General features: G+C 60.2%; 22 protein-coding genes and 1 tRNA gene. 4 read left to right on the forward strand and 19 right to left on the reverse strand.

Translation table 11 applies throughout. The features are described 5' to 3' along the window. Both JK208_RS08890 and JK208_RS08895 read left to right on the forward strand, forming a co-directional pair. Positions 1 to 77 (forward strand) — tRNA-Met (locus tag JK208_RS08890). A 180-nt stretch (positions 78 to 257) separates the two neighbouring features. Next, positions 258 to 1,505, forward strand: a complete 1,248-nt coding sequence (locus JK208_RS08895) for a hypothetical protein (RefSeq protein WP_211575674.1) — start codon at positions 258 to 260, stop codon at positions 1,503 to 1,505. A 96-nt stretch (positions 1,506 to 1,601) separates the two neighbouring features. On the opposite strand, the gene JK208_RS08900 is transcribed toward JK208_RS08895, so the two are convergent. The 12 genes from JK208_RS08900 to JK208_RS08955 all read right to left on the reverse strand — a co-directional run bounded on the left by JK208_RS08900 (position 1,602) and on the right by JK208_RS08955 (position 11,270). After that, entirely contained in the window at positions 1,602 to 2,543 is a 942-nt protein-coding gene (locus tag JK208_RS08900; RefSeq protein ID WP_211575675.1) for a hypothetical protein, read from the reverse strand. A gap of 117 nt (positions 2,544 to 2,660) precedes the next feature. Then, positions 2,661 to 3,704 (reverse strand): EscU/YscU/HrcU family type III secretion system export apparatus switch protein, encoded by a 1,044-nt coding sequence (locus tag JK208_RS08905; RefSeq protein ID WP_211575680.1) that lies wholly within the window; start codon positions 3,702 to 3,704, stop codon positions 2,661 to 2,663. Next, positions 3,701 to 4,507: a type III secretion system export apparatus subunit SctT gene (sctT, locus tag JK208_RS08910; RefSeq protein ID WP_211575682.1), complete on the reverse strand. Its 807-nt coding sequence runs from the start codon at positions 4,505 to 4,507 to the stop codon at positions 3,701 to 3,703. Before sctT ends, JK208_RS08905 begins: the two co-directional genes overlap by 4 nt. 3 nt (positions 4,508 to 4,510) lie before the next feature. Beyond that, positions 4,511 to 4,783 carry an EscS/YscS/HrcS family type III secretion system export apparatus protein gene (locus JK208_RS16075; RefSeq protein ID WP_062029805.1) on the reverse strand — a complete coding sequence of 91 codons (273 nt, stop codon included), beginning with the start codon at positions 4,781 to 4,783 and terminating at the stop codon, positions 4,511 to 4,513. A 38-nt stretch (positions 4,784 to 4,821) separates the two neighbouring features. After that, the gene (gene sctR / locus JK208_RS08920; RefSeq protein WP_062029803.1) at positions 4,822 to 5,472 is read right to left on the reverse strand and encodes a type III secretion system export apparatus subunit SctR; all 651 of its coding nucleotides are present in this window, start codon (positions 5,470 to 5,472) and stop codon (positions 4,822 to 4,824) included. Next, the gene (locus JK208_RS08925; protein ID WP_211575684.1) at positions 5,469 to 6,518 is read right to left on the reverse strand and encodes a FliM/FliN family flagellar motor switch protein; all 1,050 of its coding nucleotides are present in this window, start codon (positions 6,516 to 6,518) and stop codon (positions 5,469 to 5,471) included. Before JK208_RS08925 ends, sctR begins: the two co-directional genes overlap by 4 nt. After that, positions 6,515 to 7,060, reverse strand: coding sequence for a hypothetical protein (locus JK208_RS08930; protein WP_211575686.1), 546 nt, complete (start codon positions 7,058 to 7,060; stop codon positions 6,515 to 6,517). Before JK208_RS08930 ends, JK208_RS08925 begins: the two co-directional genes overlap by 4 nt. Continuing rightward, complete coding sequence (locus JK208_RS08935) at positions 7,036 to 8,754, reverse strand: FliI/YscN family ATPase (protein WP_249202055.1); 1,719 nt, start codon at positions 8,752 to 8,754, stop codon at positions 7,036 to 7,038. Before JK208_RS08935 ends, JK208_RS08930 begins: the two co-directional genes overlap by 25 nt. Then, positions 8,747 to 9,346 carry a hypothetical protein gene (locus JK208_RS08940; RefSeq protein WP_099285604.1) on the reverse strand — a complete coding sequence of 200 codons (600 nt, stop codon included), beginning with the start codon at positions 9,344 to 9,346 and terminating at the stop codon, positions 8,747 to 8,749. The genes JK208_RS08935 and JK208_RS08940 overlap by 8 nt, the downstream gene beginning before the upstream one ends. Then, positions 9,339 to 9,956, reverse strand: a complete 618-nt coding sequence (locus JK208_RS08945) for a hypothetical protein (RefSeq protein ID WP_211575689.1) — start codon at positions 9,954 to 9,956, stop codon at positions 9,339 to 9,341. The genes JK208_RS08940 and JK208_RS08945 overlap by 8 nt, the downstream gene beginning before the upstream one ends. A 14-nt stretch (positions 9,957 to 9,970) precedes the next feature. Continuing rightward, a complete protein-coding gene (sctJ, locus tag JK208_RS08950) occupies positions 9,971 to 10,729 on the reverse strand; it encodes a type III secretion system inner membrane ring lipoprotein SctJ (protein ID WP_194262435.1) in 759 nt (252 codons plus the stop codon). Between the two features lie 4 nt (positions 10,730 to 10,733). Then, on the reverse strand, positions 10,734 to 11,270 hold the full coding sequence (locus JK208_RS08955; protein WP_211575691.1) for a hypothetical protein: 537 nt from the start codon (positions 11,268 to 11,270) through the stop codon (positions 10,734 to 10,736). A 165-nt stretch (positions 11,271 to 11,435) separates the two neighbouring features. Here JK208_RS08955 and JK208_RS08960 point away from each other — a divergent pair, with 165 nt between their 5' ends. Further along, positions 11,436 to 12,059, forward strand: a complete 624-nt coding sequence (locus tag JK208_RS08960; protein WP_211575693.1) for a hypothetical protein — start codon at positions 11,436 to 11,438, stop codon at positions 12,057 to 12,059. 80 nt (positions 12,060 to 12,139) lie between these two features. On the opposite strand, the gene JK208_RS08965 is transcribed toward JK208_RS08960, so the two are convergent. Next, positions 12,140 to 12,664 (reverse strand): hypothetical protein, encoded by a 525-nt coding sequence (locus JK208_RS08965; RefSeq protein WP_194262438.1) that lies wholly within the window; start codon positions 12,662 to 12,664, stop codon positions 12,140 to 12,142. A 307-nt stretch (positions 12,665 to 12,971) separates the two neighbouring features. On the opposite strand from JK208_RS08965, the gene JK208_RS08970 reads away from it, so the two are divergent. Continuing rightward, positions 12,972 to 13,817 (forward strand): lipopolysaccharide assembly protein LapB, encoded by an 846-nt coding sequence (locus JK208_RS08970; protein WP_211575695.1) that lies wholly within the window; start codon positions 12,972 to 12,974, stop codon positions 13,815 to 13,817. On the opposite strand, the gene JK208_RS08975 is transcribed toward JK208_RS08970, so the two are convergent. From JK208_RS08975 to JK208_RS09000, 6 genes are read right to left on the reverse strand one after another with little or no spacing between them, the layout of a single operon-like run. Next, on the reverse strand, positions 13,778 to 14,497 hold the full coding sequence (locus tag JK208_RS08975; protein WP_211575698.1) for a hypothetical protein: 720 nt from the start codon (positions 14,495 to 14,497) through the stop codon (positions 13,778 to 13,780). The genes JK208_RS08970 and JK208_RS08975 overlap by 40 nt on opposite strands. Continuing rightward, complete coding sequence (locus JK208_RS08980; RefSeq protein WP_211575700.1) at positions 14,494 to 15,933, reverse strand: type II and III secretion system protein family protein; 1,440 nt, start codon at positions 15,931 to 15,933, stop codon at positions 14,494 to 14,496. The genes JK208_RS08975 and JK208_RS08980 overlap by 4 nt, the downstream gene beginning before the upstream one ends. Positions 15,934 to 15,955: 22 nt before the next feature. After that, the gene (locus JK208_RS08985) at positions 15,956 to 16,657 is read right to left on the reverse strand and encodes a response regulator transcription factor (protein WP_211575702.1); all 702 of its coding nucleotides are present in this window, start codon (positions 16,655 to 16,657) and stop codon (positions 15,956 to 15,958) included. 31 nt (positions 16,658 to 16,688) lie between these two features. After that, complete coding sequence (gene sctV / locus JK208_RS08990) at positions 16,689 to 18,830, reverse strand: type III secretion system export apparatus subunit SctV (protein WP_211575706.1); 2,142 nt, start codon at positions 18,828 to 18,830, stop codon at positions 16,689 to 16,691. After that, entirely contained in the window at positions 18,827 to 19,150 is a 324-nt protein-coding gene (locus JK208_RS08995) for a hypothetical protein (protein ID WP_211575710.1), read from the reverse strand. The genes sctV and JK208_RS08995 overlap by 4 nt, the downstream gene beginning before the upstream one ends. A gap of 2 nt (positions 19,151 to 19,152) precedes the next feature. After that, the gene (locus tag JK208_RS09000) at positions 19,153 to 19,533 is read right to left on the reverse strand and encodes a hypothetical protein (RefSeq protein WP_099285616.1); all 381 of its coding nucleotides are present in this window, start codon (positions 19,531 to 19,533) and stop codon (positions 19,153 to 19,155) included. Between the last annotated feature and the right edge of the window lies 1 nt (position 19,534).

The following is a 19,534-nucleotide window of genomic DNA, read 5'->3' on the forward strand; positions in this document are numbered from 1 at the left end:
CGCGGGGTGGAGCAGCCCGGTAGCTCGTCAGGCTCATAACCTGAAGGCCGCAGGTTCAAATCCTGCCCCCGCAACCACTTGCAGTTTCTGAAACCCCGCTAAGTCAACAGCTTAGCGGGGTTTTTCTTGTCTGCAAAAGGCCGTAGGATGGCGAAATAACAAGCTCAAAATTTGGTATGGCTCTGTACAGACAGGTTGACGTCAGCATCGGCTTTTAGCGTCAGGGACAGAATGATTTTTCTCTGTCTTGATGGGGTGTGGATATGCTGATTGGGTCGATTGCGGCAGGGGGCACGGCATCCGGGGGGCAGGTTGCTGGCACTGAACTGGAACAGGCTGGTGCGGACAGTACCAAGACGGGAAAGAAAGCCGACAAAAACGCTGCCTATAATGAAAATCTCGAACAGGGAATGGATACGCTTCAGCAGAGCGATCCGGCCCTGTTTTCAAAGATCATGACAGCCGGAGAGTCCGGAAATGGCAATAGTCTCGTCGAGGACGAGCTTCAGGCTTACAAGGATGGCGATCTGACCAAGAGTCAGGCGATTGCGGCGATTTCCGGTGCGCAGTCACTGGCAAACAATAATGGTGGCGGACGGATCAGCAAGCAGGAGCGGGCCGAGGCGAAAGAGGTTCTTGGGGGAAGCTATATCAAGGGCGGTCAGACCCGTGCCGGTCATGCGATTCTCAAATTTCTCGAAGATACATCCCCGATTGCCCAGATCGTGAAGGGTATCAAATCCAAGACGTCTGACGGTCCGGGTAAGGAAACGGTCCTTCAGGCAGGAAGTGGTGCTTTGTCGACCGCGACACAGCAGGCCATGTCTGATCTGGAGCAGACAGATCCTTCTCTGGCCCAGCAGTTTTCGACGGATGCCAGCAAGGAGAATGGCAATGCCATGGCGCAGGATCTCGAAGTTGCTGGCGAAGAGGCGGCCAGTTCTGACGGGGCATTCTCCGATGCGGATGCTGCGGCACTGGGAAGCCAGATCGGGCAGATGGGGGCAGGCAAGGTCTCCAAGAAAGACGCTGCAAATTTCGAGGCGGAGTTTGGTGAAGGTACGATTGATCGTGGCAGCACCAAGGCCGCAAAAGGGTGGGATAAATTTGAGACGGGAATGGGCAACTTCCTGTCTTCTATGGTCTCTCCGCTGACGGATGGTGTCGGCATGATCGACCAGTTTGCCAAGGGAAACAAAAGTCAGGGTCTGAAAGATCTTGGTGGAATGTTCGAAGGGGTTGCCAGCGATGCGGCGTTGCTTTTTGTCCCCGAGATCGCGCCGGAAGTTGATGGGGCTGAAGCTGCTGCCCGCGCGGCTGAAGGCGTTGCGCAGAGTGCGGAGAAGGGAGCATCTTCGATTGGCGACATTCTCAAAAGTGCTGCCGGGAAAGTTGGCAACGGGCTTATGACTGGTCTGGATACAGCGGATTATGGCTATAATCTTTACAGCATGGGGCTGGGCGATCCGGTGGCGCAGCAGCACAAAAATACCGGTGAGGCCTGAAAAGCAGGCCGTTGCTCTGATTTGATATTGTGAAGGTAAAAGCCATGAACCGGGGCAATATTGCCCCGGTTCATGGTTGTTTCGTCTGATACTGGATCAGGCGTCTCCGAAGTCTGCCGTGTAATGCTGGCTTGTATCCTGTGCCATGGTCATCGGATTGGAGCTGGTCGTGTTACGATCGTCATCCGGATGGATATAGGCGTTCCCGGTGCCCAGCTTTGACTCCATATAGGCGCCGCCGTCTTTCATGTCCTGCGTTGAGCCGTCATACCATCCGGTTACGGTCGCACGACCACCTGCGTCCTTCGTGATTGCGTCGGAAGGGGCATTGTTAGCAATGCTCTGACTATCACCTGCGGTTTTGCCGTTGCCGTCAGAGACCTTGATGGAGGCGTTGCGTCCGTCGATGTAGCTGACATCGTCGTTATTGACGCCCTTAGCATCCGCATAGAATTCCAGACGGCTGGCGGTGGACTGGAAATTCCCGGACGAGTCTGCTTCGGCGTCATAGCCGCCCTGACCATTCTCGTATTTCAGCGTGCCGGTCTGGCCGGGTTTGAGGTCGATCTCGGCTGTGGGCTGGGTCGTGGAGTCGCCATTGAGAAACTGGCCGATCTTTTCGTCGTGATTGCTGGTGTTCGTGATGGTGGTGGTATTGGGGCCGTCTCCGGCACTGGTGCTGGACGTGCCAGACGTTGTCGCAGCGGGGCTGGACGCGTCATTCGAAGCAGGGGTTGTGGGCGACGTAGATCCTGCGGCCGGTGTCGCAGAGGCGGAAGACCCAGCAGCCGGAGAGATAGCCGGGCTTGTCGTATCGGAGCCGGGGTTTGTGGAGCCTTCCTGGTTCCCCTGCTTCAGCAGAGCCATAAGTTCCTGAAAGACTTCTGCAAGTTTGGCCTCTTCCTGCGAATTCTGGGTCCCGCTGCTCTGGCCTGCGCCGGTCGCGCTTCCGGTCCCGGAAGACAGGCTTCCGGACTGCATTGCGGCCATCAGTTCCTGGATCAGGCTCTGGGTGTCGGGCGTGATTGAAGTGCTCATGTCGTCCTCATCGTGCGGCTGAAAGCGGGCATGGCAAACGGATTCATGGCCGCGTTTTTCTGCACAGTCTGTTTACGATGCGAAGCTGACGTCAGCCTGATTTGAGCCCTGACGACGTTACGAGGGAAGGTTCTGAAGAATACGCGCAACCGGCTGGAAAAACTCAGGCGTGATTGTTGTTCCGGGTTTGAATTTCTCCGCAAGGTTTCGCGCAAGTTCATAATCCCAGACGACAGGAATGCGGCTCTCCTGAGCGATCGTGCGATAGATCTCCGCCTGTTCTCCATGCGCCCTGCAGACAATGCGCGGAAGAGGCGTCTGCGGCGGTTGATAGCGCAGGCCGATGGCAACAGCGTTTCCACAAATCATGACGCTGGCCTGCTTCGGACCAAGCGGCGCGGTGTTGCGACGGGCCTGACTTTGGAGGCGACGCTGTTGGCGCTTGATGAGCGGATTGCCTTGGCTTTCCTTGCGTTCGTTTTTCGCCTCGGTGGGCGTCATCCGCATCTCCTTGAGGAACATCTGCCGCTGGATCAGCAGGTCGATCACGCCGGCAACCATGTAAAAGACACAGGCTGCACCGAAGATCGGCATCAGCAGCGTGAAGAGAATGCGGGGCAGTTCGGTAATCCCGGCTTCGGGCACACGGACGAGGCCGCCAATCGCACCATGAATAATCAGCGCCAGTGTTCCGCCGAAAAACAGAACTTTGACCAGAGACATGCCCAGATCCACGAAAGTCCGGGCCTTGAAGAGGTTTGCGAAGCCTGAAACCGGATTGATCTTCTCGAATTTCGGCATCACAGGGTCGAGTGCGAAAATAAACCCGCCATTGGTCAGCAACCTGACGAGAATGCCCGTGACGACGGCCAGAGCGAGAGGGGTCAGAGCATCTTCGAGGCAGATGGTCCTGAGGGCCTGACCCACGCTTGCGATCCCGGATCTGAAATCCATCGTGAGAGCATTCCCGACCGCATCCATCATCGCTTGCAGATGGATGGCAATCGCGTTTCGCCGCAGCAGAAGCCAGCCGATCAGGATGATGGTCACCACTCCGGACTGAAGATCCGGAGCCTTGGCGATATGGCCTTTGCGACGTTCATCCGCGAGCTTCTTGGTAGAGGCCGGGAGCGATTTTTCCTCGCTGCTGCTTCCGCTCATGGCTTCAGCAGTTGGTGCATAGTGCCAAGAACATCCCGCGAGGCGACAAGATCATGCCTCATGTATGACACGAGCCACGCGCAGTAGCCGAACATCATCAGGATGAAGACCAGATTGCGCAGGTTCGGGGCGAGATCATAGAGGTGCAGTTTCGGGATGGCGCGCATCAGGAGAATAACGCTCGCCTCACACAGCAGCATCGCCAGCATGACGGGAGCGCCGAATGAAAGGCTCACGGTTTCCAGCCGGTCAAGCAGACCCAGCAGGACCATGCCGAACCCCGGCTGCGGCGCTAGCGCCAGAGCGAGCGGAGGCCAGAGCGTTTCGGACGACAACAGCGTAGCGGCCAGAAGATTGAGCCCCCCTGACAGGACAAACAGCGTCGTGACGGCAAGGGCAAAAAACCCGGCGGTTGTGGACTCCTGATTGCCACTTCCCGGATCTTCAGCCTGACCCTGCGTTGCGCTACGCTGGGTGTCGAGCAGTTCGCCCGCGCACTGCACGCCCCAGATCGGCAGACCGATGAGCAAACCGATGATGACGCCGATCATCATTTCCTTGGCCCCAAGCATACCGAGCGCCATCAGGGAGCGGGGATCGGTGAGCAGTCCTGCATGGATCATGGGGGTTGCGGGAATAGCGAACGCGAAGGCAATAGCCCCCGTGATGGGGCCGCCAAGCTGCATGCGTGTAAAGACCGGCAGCACGATGGCCGCCCCCGCCGGACGGCTCATCGCCAGAGCGATGGCGCTCAGCCAGGGCATCATCTGTTGCAGGACAACAAGGGCGTCAGTGGCAGGCACGGCTCAGAAGCGCGTCATGGCCGGAAAATCGGTCAGGACGTGTTCGGTAAAGGCCAGCAGAGGCGGGAAGAGCGTCGAGGCCATAAGCACCAGCGTCGCGCAGACGGCGACGACCTTGAAGGTCAGCGGCATTGTCTGGTCCTGAAGCTGCGTTACGGCCTGCAGAAGCCCGATCAGAAGCCCGACCACCAGCGCAATGGCCAGCGGTGGCCCCGCGATCGAGGCGAACAGGAAAAGCGCGGAAGAGAGTTCCTGCGTGAGGGCCGCATCATCCACAGGCGGTGTTCTCCCGCAGATGTGCGCGCCGCGAGGGCCTACGCATAGCTCATTACCAGCCCGTGCAGCAGGCGTGTCCAGCCGCTGGCCAGAACGAACAGCAGCAGCTTGAGCGGAACCGAAATCGTGTTGGGCTGCACCTGGGACAGGCCCATCGCGATCAGGATCGTGGTGACGACGAGGTCAATGGTGATGAAGGGTAGATAGATCAGGAAGCCAATTTCGAACGCGCGTTTGAGTTCTCCCGTCAGGAAGGACGGGAGAAGGATCGGGAGAGATTCCGGTGTCAGACTGTCGCGCATGTCCTCGGGCCACAGGCGCTGGGTGGCGTTCATGAAGAAATTGCGCTCGGGCGCCTGTGTGAAGCGGAGCAGATGCTGGGCAACGGGGGCCTGCACGCGTTCATAGGCATCCACATAATCCGTCAGCGTCTCGTATTTCTGGTCGCTCTCCATGGCCGCTTTGTAGATGTCGTGACCGAGAGGCGCGGAAATGAAGAGCGTGAGGATTAGCGAAATCGCATAGAGCACGATATTCGGCGGCGACTGCTGGATGCCGAGAGCGGTGCGCAGCAGGAATAGGACGACCGAGATTTTCACGAACGACGTGGTGGTGATGACCGCGAGGATCAGGACGCCGAACCCAAGGGTCAGGACGAGAGCCGTGACGAGATTGGTCGAGCCGATCATGCGGTGATGATCCGCGTCACCCGGATGGCGACGGAGGACCCGAGATCCACGAGTTCGCCTTCGCCAATGCGGCGGCCATTGGCCATGATCGACACGGAACGCTCGGTAAGCGCGCCGATATCAATCACATGTCCTTCTCCGATCGTCCTCAGTTCGGCCAGCGAGACCGGCATCCGCGCCAGTTCAAAGGTCAGGGGGATCTGAAGCTGTTCGATGGCGGAGGCTTCGACTGTCGTGGCCGGGTGCGGGTCGCTCACGGAGGACGGGGGTGTTTCAGTCATGCTGTTCCAATCTGCTGGCCAAATCCGGGCGAGAGGCACAAACCCGCCCTCAAAGACAATCCTGCTGCCGTCATGCCGGACCGCTGCCCCCAGCATGTCGCCCGCAACAATCACATGTCGGACTTGCGCTGCCGTTCCCAGAACCAGTCCGAAACCGGGGCCGAGCGCCATGAGGTCTTCTGGCGAGATCAGAACGCTGCCAACTCTCAGCGACAGCATTACGGGCGGATCGAGAAACCGGCGTACAAGCGGCGGTGCCAGACGGTGCAGCACAGGCATCAATCCCGGAGGCAGACGAAGCAATCCGCAAAAGCTGCCCGTTGTATCAAAACGGGCCTCAAACCCGATCTCGACAAATGCGGGCATGTGGGATGTGGCCTGCTGCGCGGGTTCGATCCGCGTGAACCGGATCGGCGCGTTTATCGCTGCCTCCAGCGTCGTCAGGCCTTGATCCAGCAACATCTCAAGCAGCAGCAGGGCTGCCGGCGCTTCCATCGGCGCACGAGGCTTCGGCTCCGCCAGCGAAACCAGCTTTTGAAGAATCTTGTGAGGGAGAACACATTGCCCCTCCCTGTCACCGATCCGAAAACAGATCGCGCTCCACTGTGCGGATGGGAGGATCGGCGGCGTAAAGCGCACCGAAAGCCGCTCTTTGCCTACAGACAGCGCAAAGTCTTGCCGCCCGAGCAGACCTGCCTCCAAAGCGTCATAGCCCAGCGGCCTCGGTGTAAGGCGATGTATCGCGCGTGGTAGAGACAGCGTCATGGAGCGTTGAACCGCGACGTTGTGCTGCGTTGGCGGGTGAGCCGCCCGCTGCTCTGGCGCATCATGGCAAGTTCCGCGATGTCCTGCTCCTCACGCTGTTCCTGCGCCGTGCGGCGTTCTGTCAGAACGCGCTCCAACAGATCGCGCGCCTGTTTTTCGCGCTGTTCGTACTGCATCAGGAGGCGCCGTGTGGCGGCGGCGAGCTGCCGGGCTTTTTCGACGTCCCGTTCCGCTTGGGCGATTCCGTCTTTCAGACGATTTTCGTGACGGGCAAGCTCTTCGATATGCTCATGATCCCGACGCAGCAGAACGGCGCTGACCGGCGCATTTTGTGCGCGTGCGGCGATCTCCGCCTGAACCCGAAGCTGGTGTGTTTGATGATCGGACAGGATCTGGCTGGCGTGGTTGAGACGCGCCAGACGTTGATCGGCCTGCGACGTTGCCGCCGACAGAAGCTGACGCGCCTCTGCGGCACGGCGCTGGCGCAGCGTCACAAGCTGTCCCGCCGCCTGCGGGCTCAAACGCAAAGACGGTTCAGCCATTCCAGCATCTCCGCAAAGGATGTCCGCTCATCGTTGCCCTGACGCAGGAAACCCCGCAGCGCGCCGATTTTGGCAATCGCCTCATCCGCCAGTGCGTCACCGCCGGGCTTGTATTCGCCGACCTGCAACAGAAATTCGATCTCCTGATATTTCGCCCACAGGCTCCGAATTTTCGTGGCCGCAGCCTGATGCCGAGGATCGGTTACGAGAGACATCACGCGCGACCGGCTGGTCAGGACGTCAATGGCCGGATAATGCCCCGCCGCTGCCAGTGCGCGCGACAGAATGACGTGGCCGTCCAGAATGCCGCGCGTTTCTTCGGCAATCGGATCATCCATCCCGTCCTCGACCAGCACGGTATAAAATGCCGTGATCGATCCCCTCACTCCCATGCCCGCGCGTTCCATGAGTTGGGGTAGGGCCGCGAAAACCGAAGGAGGAAAACCACGCCGCGTGGGCGGTTCCCCGGCAGCCAGTCCGATCTCGCGCAGGGCGCGGGCGTAACGGGTGACATTGTCCACGAACAGCAGGACCTTCAGCCCCTGATCGCGGAAATATTCCGCAACTGTCGTGGCGGCCTGAGCACAGACGACGCGCTCGGCGGCGGGCCGGTCGGAGGTCGCGACGATCAGGACAGCATTTTTCAGCCCGTCCGCCCCCAGATTATGCTCGACAAACTCGCGCACTTCGCGGCCACGTTCGCCCACCAGCGCCACGACCGCGACATCGGCGGAACTGCCTTTGACGATGGCGGACATCAGCGTGGATTTACCCGCCCCGGCCTCGCCATACACCCCGAGCCGCTGTCCTTCGCCACAGGTCAGCAATCCGTCCAGAGCACGCAGCCCGACAGGCAGCGGCCGGTCGATTGGTTGACGTTCCATCGCGGGAGGGGGGGCGGCATAGACAGAGCGTGATGGTCCGGCTGGCAGTGGTCCCAGACCATCAATCGGCGTGCCAAGCGCATCGAGCACCCGGCCTAGCAGCCGTTCGCCGACCGGGAAGCTGCGCCGCCCTCCGGTCGTGACGACTTCCGTGTCCACTGAGACGCCTTCGAGACCGCCCATTGGCGTCATGAGGACTTCGTTTCCGTCCAGCCCCACCACCTCGGCATCCAGAGACCAGTCACGGTCGCGGTTCTGCAACCGGCACAGATCGCCCACGGCCACATTCGGCAGAATGGCGCGGATAATGGTTCCAGTGGCGCTCACGACACGTCCCTGCATCGGATGTGTGTCGATCCCCGCCGCCCGTGAGCGCAGCATGGGCAGGAGGGTTTTCATCCGCGAGATGACATGATCGGCTGTCTGTGACGGATCGCGGCTCACCTGCATCCGGGGCAGAGAATCAGCCTTCCGGTCCTGCGTCACGGGCGCGCCAGAAAGACGGGGCGTGTCTTTCGGTTCCGGGTTTTCTGAAGCCGGATCGCGTTTGATGAGAGACGCTCCGGACTGATCGGCCCGGACGTCCTGTGTTTCGGGACCGGGACGTGAAACGGCCTGTTCCGGATCTTCGGGGAGCAGGTCCTGCTCCGGCTGCGTTTCGTTCCTCCGCTGAAACATGTGCAAGCGGACGAAATCCGCTTCCAGCGCACTGGCGAGAGACACAGCCGGGCGCGCGGCATCCATGATCCCGTCCATGGAAACCGTGTCGTCCGGAGCCTGAGAAGGCGACGTGACCGGGATGTCAGTCATGCTGCATCCACTGTGCGCTGAGATGCTCCCGAAGCACGGCAAGCTGGGCGTCGACGCCCAGTTCCGCCACGCCAAGTTCGCTCTCCAGCACACACCGTCCGGGCGACAGCATCGGGTCGATCTCAAGACGCAGGCCGGGATTATGGACCGTCAGGTCTTCCACGACCGGGCGCAGGATGTCGGCGCAGTCGGACGCCACCCGCAGCGTGGCGAGCGTGCCATGCCGGATTTTCCCCAGCGTATGCCTGATGGCGGCGGGAAGGGCGCTCCCGATATCAAGTCGCCCGAACAGATCCGTCACGACATCCGTCACAATGGCCGGAAGGCTCGTTTCCAGATCCCGAAGCACTTTTGCGACCGCCTCATCCGTTACGAGAAGACGACGCGCCATTTCTGCGGAGGCTTTGTCATGACCCGTCTGATAGCCACGCCGACATTCCGCATCATAGGCGTTCCGCGTGGCGGAGAGCAGCATCGTGGCGTTGCGGATGGCGGTGTCATAGGCCAGGGACGCGTCGCACCAGGCGCTCATGTCTTCGGGGCGCAAGACCGTCGTGGAAGGCCGCATCCGCGAAAACATCCGTTCAGACATGCGTGACAATCCCTTCCGCGACTTTCAGGATGATCGGGTCGTACGCACTGGAGGCTGCGGGCAGAAGGGTCCTTGCGGGCAGCTTCAGCGTAGCGAGACGCCCGTAATCTCCTGCCAGACTGTCGCGCCAACGGATCAGACAGGACCAGCCACAGTCGGTGATGGCTCTGGCAAGGCTGGCAAGATCCATGTCGGGTTCAGTTGGTGTGCCTGCGGACGGGATTGACAGACCGGCCTGCGCCCAGTGAGCCCCGTTACGGATACCAAACAGCCTGACGCCTTCGCCCAATGCGGCATCAAGGGCCGTAATCGCCTGACGGTCCACCTGTTTGGCCAGACTGCGCCAGTGAACGACGGCGCCCATACGACGTCCTGCGCTCTGAAGACGATCCTCTGACTGAAGCGCCAATGCTTCCAGCGGGCCTTGTGGAGCGTGGGCTGGTGGCAGTCCCTCACAATCCAGCAATTCAATCAGACGTTCTGACAGTCTCGAACAGGTCTGGAGTTTCTGGACCGTATCGCGGTGCAGCATCGGCAGGCGCAGTTGCAGATGGGACGGGTGGATACTCGCCAGCATCTGACTATAGTCTGACCCCAAAGATGTGCTCATGCTGTGGGCTACGGTCACGCAGCCTCACGCGGCACGATGGCCAGTTCCGTCGTGGTCGGCACCGGTTTCCTGCGAAAGCGCCGCCACAGGAGGCTGGCGCCATATCCGGCAGGGAAGGCGAAAGCGAAAAACCACCCGGTCCAGCCGAGCGGACTCATCCATTCCGTCTGAACCGACGGAAGATGGGGAACCGCGACCGGTAGAAGAATGACGGACACCCGGTCATAGGCCAGATCCTGAACGGCATTGGCAACCATCAGCTTGATCTTGGGGAGCAGTCCCGACACAGCCGTTCCGGAATCGTACCGGATGACGACCGATGCCGTGGCCGGTTTGTCCACACCCGTCACCGGATCGCTCGCGGCAGGCGCGATATGAACACGCGCATCAATCACGCCATCAATGTCATTGAGCGTGTGCCCAAGCTCCTGACTGATGCCGTAATACAGCTTGGCGCGCTCGGCCGTGGGAGTGCTGATCATGCCCTGCTGCTGGAAGATCTTGTCCATGCTGTCATATCCGTTGCGGGGATAATGACTGCTGCGCAGGATGGAGACGGCATCCGCCACATGCCGTTCCGACACTTCCACAGTGGAACTGCCGTCCTTGGCGATCAGACGGGTGGCGGAAATCCCGTGCTGCAGAAGGATGGCGATCATCTCCATCGCATCACGTTCCGAAAGCTCAGTGTAGAGCACCGTCTGACACGCAGTGAGGGAGAGGAGAAGGAGCAGGGCGGGAAAGGTGAGAAACAGACGTCGGATACGGAACATGGTCTCAGCCTCCCTGTGTGAGGAGGCTCTTCAGCGTGGAGGTCATGTTCTGTGACGACACGGTGATGATATGGGTTTCGAATTCGGAGTTGGTGAATGCCATCTGTCGCGTCAGGGCCTCGTTATACATCGCAATCCCCTCCTGCTCGACTTTCTCGAACAGACTGTTCAGAGGGGCGGTCTTTCCATCCGCCTTGCCTGCGGAAGCGACATTGGACGCGCCTGAAAGTCCCGCTGTTCCGACGCTGCCCTGTGGGAGAGCCAGATGTTCCGTTCCCGTCGTCGGAATAACAGTCGGCGCCAGCGTATTGAGCGTGGAAAAAGCGCTGCTGATCCGTCCCAGTCCGGACAGGATCTGGTCCCCCAGTGTGTCTGTCGTGGAAAGGGATTGCGTCTCGTATGTCTGACGGGCAGGTGTGCTTTGCAGAAAGGCAATCTGATCGTCACCGGGCGCAGGCGCTCCTGCGGCTAAGCCGTTCGTCTGGTCGGTGAGAGAGCGCTGGGCCAGCGCTGTCGCATCCAATCCCGTAATGCCTGTCATACCTGCGACCCCGAACAATTTCCTGCAACAGGCCCGGACCTATCGGGATCAAGCCTAGGGGCGAAAGCTGATCTGAACCTGACCTTTATACAGGCTGCCCGAAAGTGCCCTTCAGGCGTCCGGCAAGAATTGTCGGGCCTCTGCGCGCGGTCTATAGAAGAACAGATGAAGCAGAACTCCAATTGCAGTTCAGAAAAGACGGCGACGCTACACCGGCGATTTCTTTCCGGCGTTCTGCTGGGCTCTGTGGTGTGGGGCTCTGGGGTGCTGGCACTGCCGCACAGCGTCCGGGCCGAGCCGCTCCCGATGCCCGATCAGGGACGCTATACGGTCATCCATCAGACTTTGCCCGACGTCCTGACCCAGTTCTGTGAAGACGTGAATCTGCGTGTCGTCGTGGACCCATCCATTCAGGGGAATGTGCGCTCCGGTTTTACCGCCGAGACGCCGTTGGCATTTCTCAATGCCTTGTCCGCCGAATACAGGCTGGACTGGTACTATGACGGCAACACGCTGCACGTCACGCCATCATCCGCGACGACCACACAGTCTTTTCCGCTTGGCGGTGTGTCTTATGCGGCATTGATGCACGCTGTGGACGCGAAGAAAATGCTCGAGCCCCATTATTCGGTCCACACCGATGATCGCGGGCGTTCCGTCAGTGTCTTCGGGCCGCCCGATCTGCGCGATCGCATCAGCCAGACGATCCAGTCCCTCAGCGGGCCAAGTGCAGGCCATCGGACTGTCAGAATTTTCCGGGGAAGTGCCGTTCAGGAAGTCTCGAAATAGATCGGGACATTTTTGACGAACGGATATGAAATCTCTTCCCGGTCAGAAATTGTGACCGGGAAGAGAAGTGCGCGCAGGTTTCAGGACGTCTGCTGCGAGGGAATGGGGGCCAGATCCGGCAGCTGTCCAGTCGTGCCGGAAGCATCGGTGCCCGAAGCGTCGCCGCTCGTTCCCGTGTCCTTTGCGCTGGAACTGCTGGAAGAGTCCTTGTTCTTGGCTTCCTGAGCCTGGCCGAAAGAAATCAGGCTGGCAATCTGTGCGGTAGAGCCCAGCGTGACGGTGAGAGGCTTCAGGATCTTGTCGAATTTATCACCGAAATCTTTTGCCTGGTCGCTTTTGGACTTGGCAGGTTTTGCTTTCGGTTCTGCGGTAACAGTCTCGGTTTCAGTATGAGGGGTGTGCGTAGTTGGAGCATGTTCAGACGCTATCGACGCGGGATGCATTCCCGAATCCTGCGAGTAAACGGAGCTGGTGGGTCTCGGCGCCGTGTTGTGAAGGGTCTCGTTGAACCCCGTAATTTCGCTCTGCGGGGTGGAGGTGCTGCCGCCCGCGTGGGTTACAGGCGTATGCGGTTCAATTTCGCTGGATCCGATTCTACCGGGCATCTCTGGCTCTCTCCATACAACAATATTGCGTTCATCACCGAAATGCTGAAAGACCGGGGCAGAGGGGCAAATCGGCGTGCTTTCATTCTGTAAGAGAGCAGTCTGTCTTTATCCTGATCTGGTTTTGACATTTACAAAGCCCTGTTCCGGTTTCACGGAACCATAATAATCTGATGAAAATCAGGCTTTTGGGCTCTGTCAAAAAAAATCCATATTTCAGAAGGCCGTCTGAAATCGTCAGCGCCGGATAAGATTGATAGGTTGCGCCCCTTAGATGTGTTCTGCGCTTCGTTAAGAAAGTTTTTTCATGCGGGTTTCTTTTCCGTCACGTGCTGTGTTCCTTGCTTTCGCGTTGACGGTGCCTCTTGCCGGCTGTGTCTCAAACGCTTCGCATAACGCACAGGATGTCGCGCGGGAGAGACAGGCGGCGCGAAACCCCGAGACCATGATGAAAGTCGGCGACAGTGCGCGCGCGCGTGGAGACTGGACCACCGCGGCCGCTTTTTATGGCCGAGCCGTTGCACTGCGCCCCGGACAGCCGAATTATGTCGGGCCTTATGCCGAAGCGCTCATGCATCAGGGGCGCACGAACGAGGCGATCGAAGCCATTCATGGTGCCGAAGCCAACGCAACGTCTGCCGAGCGTGTGCGTCTTGCGTTGCTGCTTGCCCAGTTGCTCAATACCGCACAGCGGTCACAGGAAGCGATCGGGGTTCTCCTCCCCGTGATCCAGCAGAACCCCAATTCCGTTCCTTTGCGGGTGGCGCTGGGAATTTCCTATGAAATTTCCGGAGATGCACAAGGTGCGCGCCAGAGTTACCGCGATGCGCTGCGGATCGACCCCGCCAATATCGCCGCCGCCAATGATCTCGCTCTTTCGGAAGCCCTTGGAGGGCAGCCTCATCAGGCGCTGACCGAGCTTCTGGCCCTGCGGACGCAGGCCGTGGAGCGCGGGGCTTCAGCGGCGTCGCTCTCCACGATCGATGGAAATCTGGCGATTGTTTACGCTCTTGAGGGCAAATTATCGGACGCGCGGCAATCCGCACGCTCAGCGGCCCTCAGCAGCGAACAGATCCAGCAGAATATGCGGTTCTATACGCTCCTGCACGCCGCTCAGGGCGTGGATGCCGCCTCGTCCGCTGCGGGAGACTGAGACGCATCAGTCTGCGTCGTGGTGTTTGTGGATGTTGCCGGGCTGTCGCTTCCAGTCGTCGCAGACGAACTGGTTCCCCCCGTGCTTCCACCACCGACGGCGGACGGGAAATTCGACGTCGCGGGCGTTCTGTTCTGCGAAGTGCGATCCATCCCCGCCTCCCACAATTCCACAACGCGCCCAAACCGCGCGCCATTCGCCGGTTGCAGATGGGCGGGCTCCAGCAGATCTCCCGGATTGGCGATTTCCGCGGCGAGTGCTGCCGCCTGAAGGCATTGTCCAAGTGGATACAGGCTGTCGGATGTGTCCCCGGTCCAGGTCGGTCGGATGGCCTGACGACAATCGGGTTGGGCTACGACATACGCCCTGAGGACGAGTGTGTCGGACGCATCGTGGACCACGCGGATCCGCGCCGGTTCCACACCGGCACGGACGAGCGCATGCGTCACGAGAGCAGTAATCTGCGGATTTGCACCGTTGATCGTGGCGTGAACAGCGCGCGGATCGCCCAGTTTGGTGAGCGCGGCGTCGAGCGCACGGTCTGCGTTGGCGGCGTCCAGAGGAATGCGATGCTGGTTGACGCCCAGAAGAAGCGGCGGCGGAGGGCCAGACGAACGGGTGCCGCTGAATGTGCATCCGGCCAGCGACAATGCAAGAAGGGCGAGGAGCGCGTGTCTCATTCGTAAAGAAACCCGGCCGCACCCTGAAGATGGGGCATGCGTGTGGGATCGGGCGCATCCGTTGCGGCCGCCGCCGAGCGTCGGAGCAGCAGCGCCTCGATGGCGGATGTCGGACGGATGTAATCGGTTGGCAGCGCCGGGACACGATCGGACGGGTGAACGATATAGGCCGTGACGACGATCAGCAGTTCGCTCTCGTTGCGCTGGAACGACGTGGAGCGAAACAGCGATCCCAGCACCGGGATATCCGCCAGTCCCGGCACCTTGGAGATGGTATTGCTGGCGTCGTTTGAAATCAGCCCACCAATGGCGAAACTCTGACCCGATGCAAGCTGGATGGTCGTATCGGCCCGGTTGGTGCGGATGGCAGGGACGACGCTGCTGCCGGAAATGGAATACGCCCCTTCCGACGCTTCGGTAGAAACGGAGCTGACTTCCGGTGCGACATGCATGCTGATGGTGCCGTCAGACAGAACCGTTGGCGTGAAATCGACGCTGACACCATAATTTTTGTAGGTAATCCCGACAGTGCCCAGACCCTGCGGGATCGGAACGGGGAACTGCCCGCCGGACAGGAATTTGGCTGTCTCGCCAGACATGGTGGTGAGGTTGGGCTCTGCGAGCATGGTCGCAAGCCCCTCCGTCGCCATGGCATCCAGTGTGCCCGTGACGGAAGACCCTCCGCTCGTATAGCTTCCCGAAAGGGCATTGGTTGCGCTCGACAGCGCCTTGATCGCGCTGGGAACACCACTCAGTCCGCCCGTCGCGGCACCGATGGCAAAAGAGCCCACACCGTTGAAAACCGTTGTCCAGTTAAAGCCCAGATCCTGCGAGAGCTGCCGTTGCACTTCCGCGACCCGCACCACAAGATTGACCTGAACCGGCTCGCCGATTGTCAGACGGTTGATCAGTTTCGCGCCGTTTCCGCCGTATTGCCGGGCAAGAGCCTCCAGATGTGCGGCGGCTTTGGCATCCGGAACGGAGCCGGACAGGACGACACCTTCAGGCGACATTTGCACCTGAACATTCCGGCCGCCTTCCTTGGCGATCATGGTACGCATCGCGTCCATGTTGAACGTCACCGTCACATCGCCGGAAATCATTTTCTGACCGCTCTGGTCCAACACGATGAGTGTCGTATGGCCGGGTTTTTTGCCGAAGATGAACAGGCCGTCATTATCGGTATATTGCACGTCCATAACCGTCGGATCGGCAATCATGACATTGCCTGCCGCGCGGGGAAGCTGGATCAGTTGCGCTCCTCCGACAGACAGCGTCATGGAGCCACCATGCCGGGCGGGCTGCACCTGTGCGACTGCGTCTTGCGGAATGGCGCCGACGCATACGGCGCCGAAGAGCAGAAAAGATCCCTGCAATGCGCCTGTGCGGGCGGTCTGCCAGAAGCGTGTGCGGTGTGTTGAACGGCCTGAAATCATACTGAAAAACTGTCCCCGTCCATCATGCCGTAAGTCCCATGTCCTTATCGAGCCGTGCCGCAAGGCGATAACCCACGCCGCGTACGGATTCGATCGTCACGAGAGAGCGTGCCTTCGCGAGCTGCCGTCTGATCCGACTGACACGGACTTCAAGGGAATTCGGGCAGTATTCGGCCTGCGCGCCATAGACGTCATGTTCAAGTCCGGCTCGGGGCACGACGTGACCACGGCGGCGCATCAGAGATTCCAGAATGAGCGTCTCGCGGCGCTGGAGCGTGAGTTCGAGATTACCGACCCGGACTTCGCGTGTGGCGGTACAGAGGGTGAGATCGCTGAACTGGTGCTGCTCTGCTGACCGGATGCGCGGGCGACGCATGATGGTGCGAACACGTGCGACCAGTTCGCGCGAACTCACATCGCGCGTCACGCTGTCATCCGCGCCCGCTTCGAGGGCCGCGATCCGCTCGTCCTGACAATTGGCGATGAGCACGAGAAATTCGTCGCCGTCATGTCGCCGGCAGCGACAGCGCGCCTGCCACCAGACGCTGTAGACGCCATCGCCACTTGTGGAATCCAGCAGGACAAGACTGTAAGTCGAAGCCGTCAGGGCCTCGTTTGCATCGTCGAGCGTCGTGAAAACATCCGCACCGAAACCGGCGCTCTGAAGGGTTTTGGCAAGGCCGTCGGCATACCCGCTATCGGGGGACATGATCATCAGTCTCATGTGCGTTTCTCCTGCAAAATCCGTTGATCTGTCATTGCTGTCTGGCAATGGCTGCATCGGCCCCGAACACGTTCGTTCCGATGGACGCGATGGGATGGACCGGGAATTCGTCGGCAAGATCCTGATACGAGAGAACGGGATTGTCGAAGCCGTTCCGGATCAGGAATCCCCTGACGAAGCGTCGCGTGTCGACCGAACACACGATGATGGGTTTGGTGGTTTCCGCTTCCGCGCCGGATTTTCCGGGCGCGTTGGCCAGACGCTCGCGGACGGCCTCCAGAAGTTTTTGGGACGCATCCACTTCCAGCGCCAGAAACGAGCCGGCTGGTGTTTCGCGGACGGACTGCCGCAGAAGCTGGTCCGTTGCCTGCGACAGAACGATCGCGGGGATCGCCCTGTGGTTCGTCGCATAACGGTGGCAGATCTGACGGGACAGGGCATTGCGGACATGTTCGGCCAGCATCGGCACCTTGTTTTCGGTCTCGCCCCATTCCACGAGCGTTTCCAAAATAAGGCGCATGTTGCGCAGCGACACGTCCTCTTCCACGAGACGCCTGAGAACTTCGGCGAGACGCTGGACGGGCACCAGTTTCGTGGCCTCGCGCGTCAGATCGGCATATTGTGCTTCCACGCGCTGGACGATCTGCCGCGTTTCCTGAAGCCCAAGGAAACGCCCGGCATGACGACGCAACGCAGCACGGAAGCGGAAAGCAATGATCCCGGCATGATCGTAAAATCCGATCCCCGCCGCCCGGAGCCGCCCCTCGCTGACGGAAGGAACCCAGAGGGACGGATCATTGGTCAGCAGAGCAACGCCTTCCTCGCCATCTATTCCGGCAAGGTCCAGATGAACCGGATCGTCGTGCAGCAGAAGGAAGTCCTTGCGGAGCTCATGCTCCTCAATGGGAACGTCTTCCAGATCGATCGAAAACCGCAGATCCCCGCTGTCGTCGCGTTGCCGGAGCGTGGGCGGGGGAAACTGGAAGCCCAGATCGTTGCCGATTTCCATGCTGACGCGCGCCAGAAGGCGGGTCAGACGTCCCTGATCCAGAGTGGCGTTCAGCTTCTGGCTGAGTGTGATCGCCATCAGGGGGGTGAAATTTTCCTGAAGGGTCGTGCTGGCCTCTCCCGCCGGTGAGGCGGCGGAGAAGACATCGTCCTGCGTGCCGGGATGCGTTTCGGCGGAGCGTCGGAACACGCGGTTCGTCAGGCCCTTCCAATCCGGGCGACTGCCGCAGAAGAAAATTGCCGCCAGAATGAGGAAGACGGGCTTGGGAAAGCCGGGAATAAGTCCCATCGCCAGAAGCACGACCGACGCCACGCGCAGGGCGCTGCTGTTTGCGGTAAGCTGGGTCGCCATATCGCGGCCCAGATCCATGCCATGACCGCCCACGCGCGTGACCACGACGGCCGCCGTGATGGACAGCAGAAGGGCCGGAATCTGCGAAATCAGAGCATCGCCAACCGTCAGCAGCGTGTAGGTCTGCATGGCCTGACCGATCGCCATACCATGCTGCGCCACACCAATGCCGATCCCCCCGACAAGATTGACCACAATGATGATCAGCCCGGCGATCGCATCGCCCTTCACGAATTTCAGGGCACCATCCATGGCACCGTGCAGAGCGCTTTCACTGGCCAGTTCCGTGCGACGGCGCCGGGCCTCGATCGCGTCGATATCGCCCGACCGCAGATCGCTGTCGATGCTCATCTGCTTGCCGGGCATGGCATCGAGCGTAAAGCGCGCACCCACTTCGGCAACACGTTCGGTGCCTTTTGTGACGACAATGAACTGGACGGTGGTGACGATGGCGTAAACGACGAGACCGACGACGATGTTTCCGCCAATGACGAATTCGCCGAACGTTTCAACAATTGCCCCGGCATCCGCCGTCGTGAGGATCAGCCGCGTGACCGTGACTTCAAGCGCCAGCCGAAACACGGTCGAGACGAGGATCATGCCGGGAAGCGCTGTCAGATCCAGCGGCGACCGCAGATAGACGGCCACCATCAGAAGCAGAACTGACAGGCTGAGATTGCATCCGATCAGCACGTCTGCGAAGGCTGCAGGCAGCGGCATGATGAGCATGCCAATCGTCAGGACCAGCACCAGAACGAGGGCCAGATCCTGTCGCTGGCTCATGACCCGGAAAAAGGGCGTGAGATGCTTCATGCCGCAGCGTGCCGTGTATAGTGCGCAAAACAGGTCCGGGCTTCGTCGAGCCGACCAAGCTGATGCAGCGCCCGCGCTCTCAGAAGGGCATTGCCCGCATCGGGATTAGTCTCAAGCCTGTCGAGACAGTCGAGCACGACGAGGGCGAGTTCACTGCGGCGGATGACGGTATAGACATGCGCCAGCATCCGCAGACATTCATGGTCTCCCGTGCGCTGGGCGAGCACGAGTAGCAGCATAGGCAGAGCCCGCCAGGGCCGTCCGCAACAGATATAGAGATAGGCCAGGGACAGCAAAAGATCGCGTTGATCGCTCTCCATGCCTAGCCGCCGATCAGACTGTTGGACGCCTTGAGCAACTGCTCCAGAGCCGCAAGCTCATGCCTGAGCGTTTCCAGTCCCCCGGGGACGACAGGTGCTGTGCTGGAGCGCGAGGAGGCCTGTTCTTCCAGCCGTCGCAGCAGTTCCTGTCGGCGGGATGGCAGAAGAACCGCCGGGTTGCGGAGATGCGGCATGATATGGGCGTACACCGCGCCGATAACGGTGGGTGGGTCGATGGTTTCGGACAGTGCGTTTTCAGGCGCAAGCGTCTGGCGAAGGGCAGCAACTTCAGCGTTCAACAGACTGTCGTCATGCTGAAGCGACAGATCCTGCAGAGCGCGGTCGAGACGAACAGTGCCTTCAGACCAGACTCTCTGAACCATC

The organism is Gluconobacter sp. Dm-74 (assembly GCF_018256135.1).
GTDB lineage: Bacteria > Pseudomonadota > Alphaproteobacteria > Acetobacterales > Acetobacteraceae > Gluconobacter > Gluconobacter cadivus.

Excerpts from the sequence above, each read along its gene's own strand:
- JK208_RS08955 (WP_211575691.1), bottom strand. The coding sequence starts at position 11,270 with ATGACAGGCATTACGGGATTGGATGCGACAGCGCTGGCCCAGCGCTCT.
- sctJ (WP_194262435.1), bottom strand. The coding sequence starts at position 10,729 with ATGTTCCGTATCCGACGTCTGTTTCTCACCTTTCCCGCCCTGCTCCTT.
- JK208_RS08935 (WP_249202055.1), bottom strand. The coding sequence starts at position 8,754 with ATGACTGACATCCCGGTCACGTCGCCTTCTCAGGCTCCGGACGACACG.
- JK208_RS08905 (WP_211575680.1), bottom strand. The coding sequence starts at position 3,704 with ATGAGCGGAAGCAGCAGCGAGGAAAAATCGCTCCCGGCCTCTACCAAG.
- JK208_RS08975 (WP_211575698.1), bottom strand. The coding sequence starts at position 14,497 with ATGAGACACGCGCTCCTCGCCCTTCTTGCATTGTCGCTGGCCGGATGC.
- JK208_RS08930 (WP_211575686.1), bottom strand. The coding sequence starts at position 7,060 with ATGGCTGAACCGTCTTTGCGTTTGAGCCCGCAGGCGGCGGGACAGCTT.
- JK208_RS08970 (WP_211575695.1), top strand. The coding sequence starts at position 12,972 with ATGCGGGTTTCTTTTCCGTCACGTGCTGTGTTCCTTGCTTTCGCGTTG.
- sctR (WP_062029803.1), bottom strand. The coding sequence starts at position 5,472 with ATGATCGGCTCGACCAATCTCGTCACGGCTCTCGTCCTGACCCTTGGG.
- JK208_RS08985 (WP_211575702.1), bottom strand. The coding sequence starts at position 16,657 with ATGAGACTGATGATCATGTCCCCCGATAGCGGGTATGCCGACGGCCTT.
- JK208_RS08900 (WP_211575675.1), bottom strand. The coding sequence starts at position 2,543 with ATGAGCACTTCAATCACGCCCGACACCCAGAGCCTGATCCAGGAACTG.
- sctV (WP_211575706.1), bottom strand. The coding sequence starts at position 18,830 with ATGAAGCATCTCACGCCCTTTTTCCGGGTCATGAGCCAGCGACAGGAT.
- JK208_RS09000 (WP_099285616.1), bottom strand. The coding sequence starts at position 19,533 with ATGGTTCAGAGAGTCTGGTCTGAAGGCACTGTTCGTCTCGACCGCGCT.
- JK208_RS08980 (WP_211575700.1), bottom strand. The coding sequence starts at position 15,933 with ATGATTTCAGGCCGTTCAACACACCGCACACGCTTCTGGCAGACCGCC.
- JK208_RS08960 (WP_211575693.1), top strand. The coding sequence starts at position 11,436 with ATGAAGCAGAACTCCAATTGCAGTTCAGAAAAGACGGCGACGCTACAC.
- JK208_RS08995 (WP_211575710.1), bottom strand. The coding sequence starts at position 19,150 with ATGGAGAGCGATCAACGCGATCTTTTGCTGTCCCTGGCCTATCTCTAT.
- JK208_RS08965 (WP_194262438.1), bottom strand. The coding sequence starts at position 12,664 with ATGCCCGGTAGAATCGGATCCAGCGAAATTGAACCGCATACGCCTGTA.
- JK208_RS08925 (WP_211575684.1), bottom strand. The coding sequence starts at position 6,518 with ATGACGCTGTCTCTACCACGCGCGATACATCGCCTTACACCGAGGCCG.
- JK208_RS08940 (WP_099285604.1), bottom strand. The coding sequence starts at position 9,346 with ATGTCTGAACGGATGTTTTCGCGGATGCGGCCTTCCACGACGGTCTTG.
- JK208_RS08945 (WP_211575689.1), bottom strand. The coding sequence starts at position 9,956 with ATGAGCACATCTTTGGGGTCAGACTATAGTCAGATGCTGGCGAGTATC.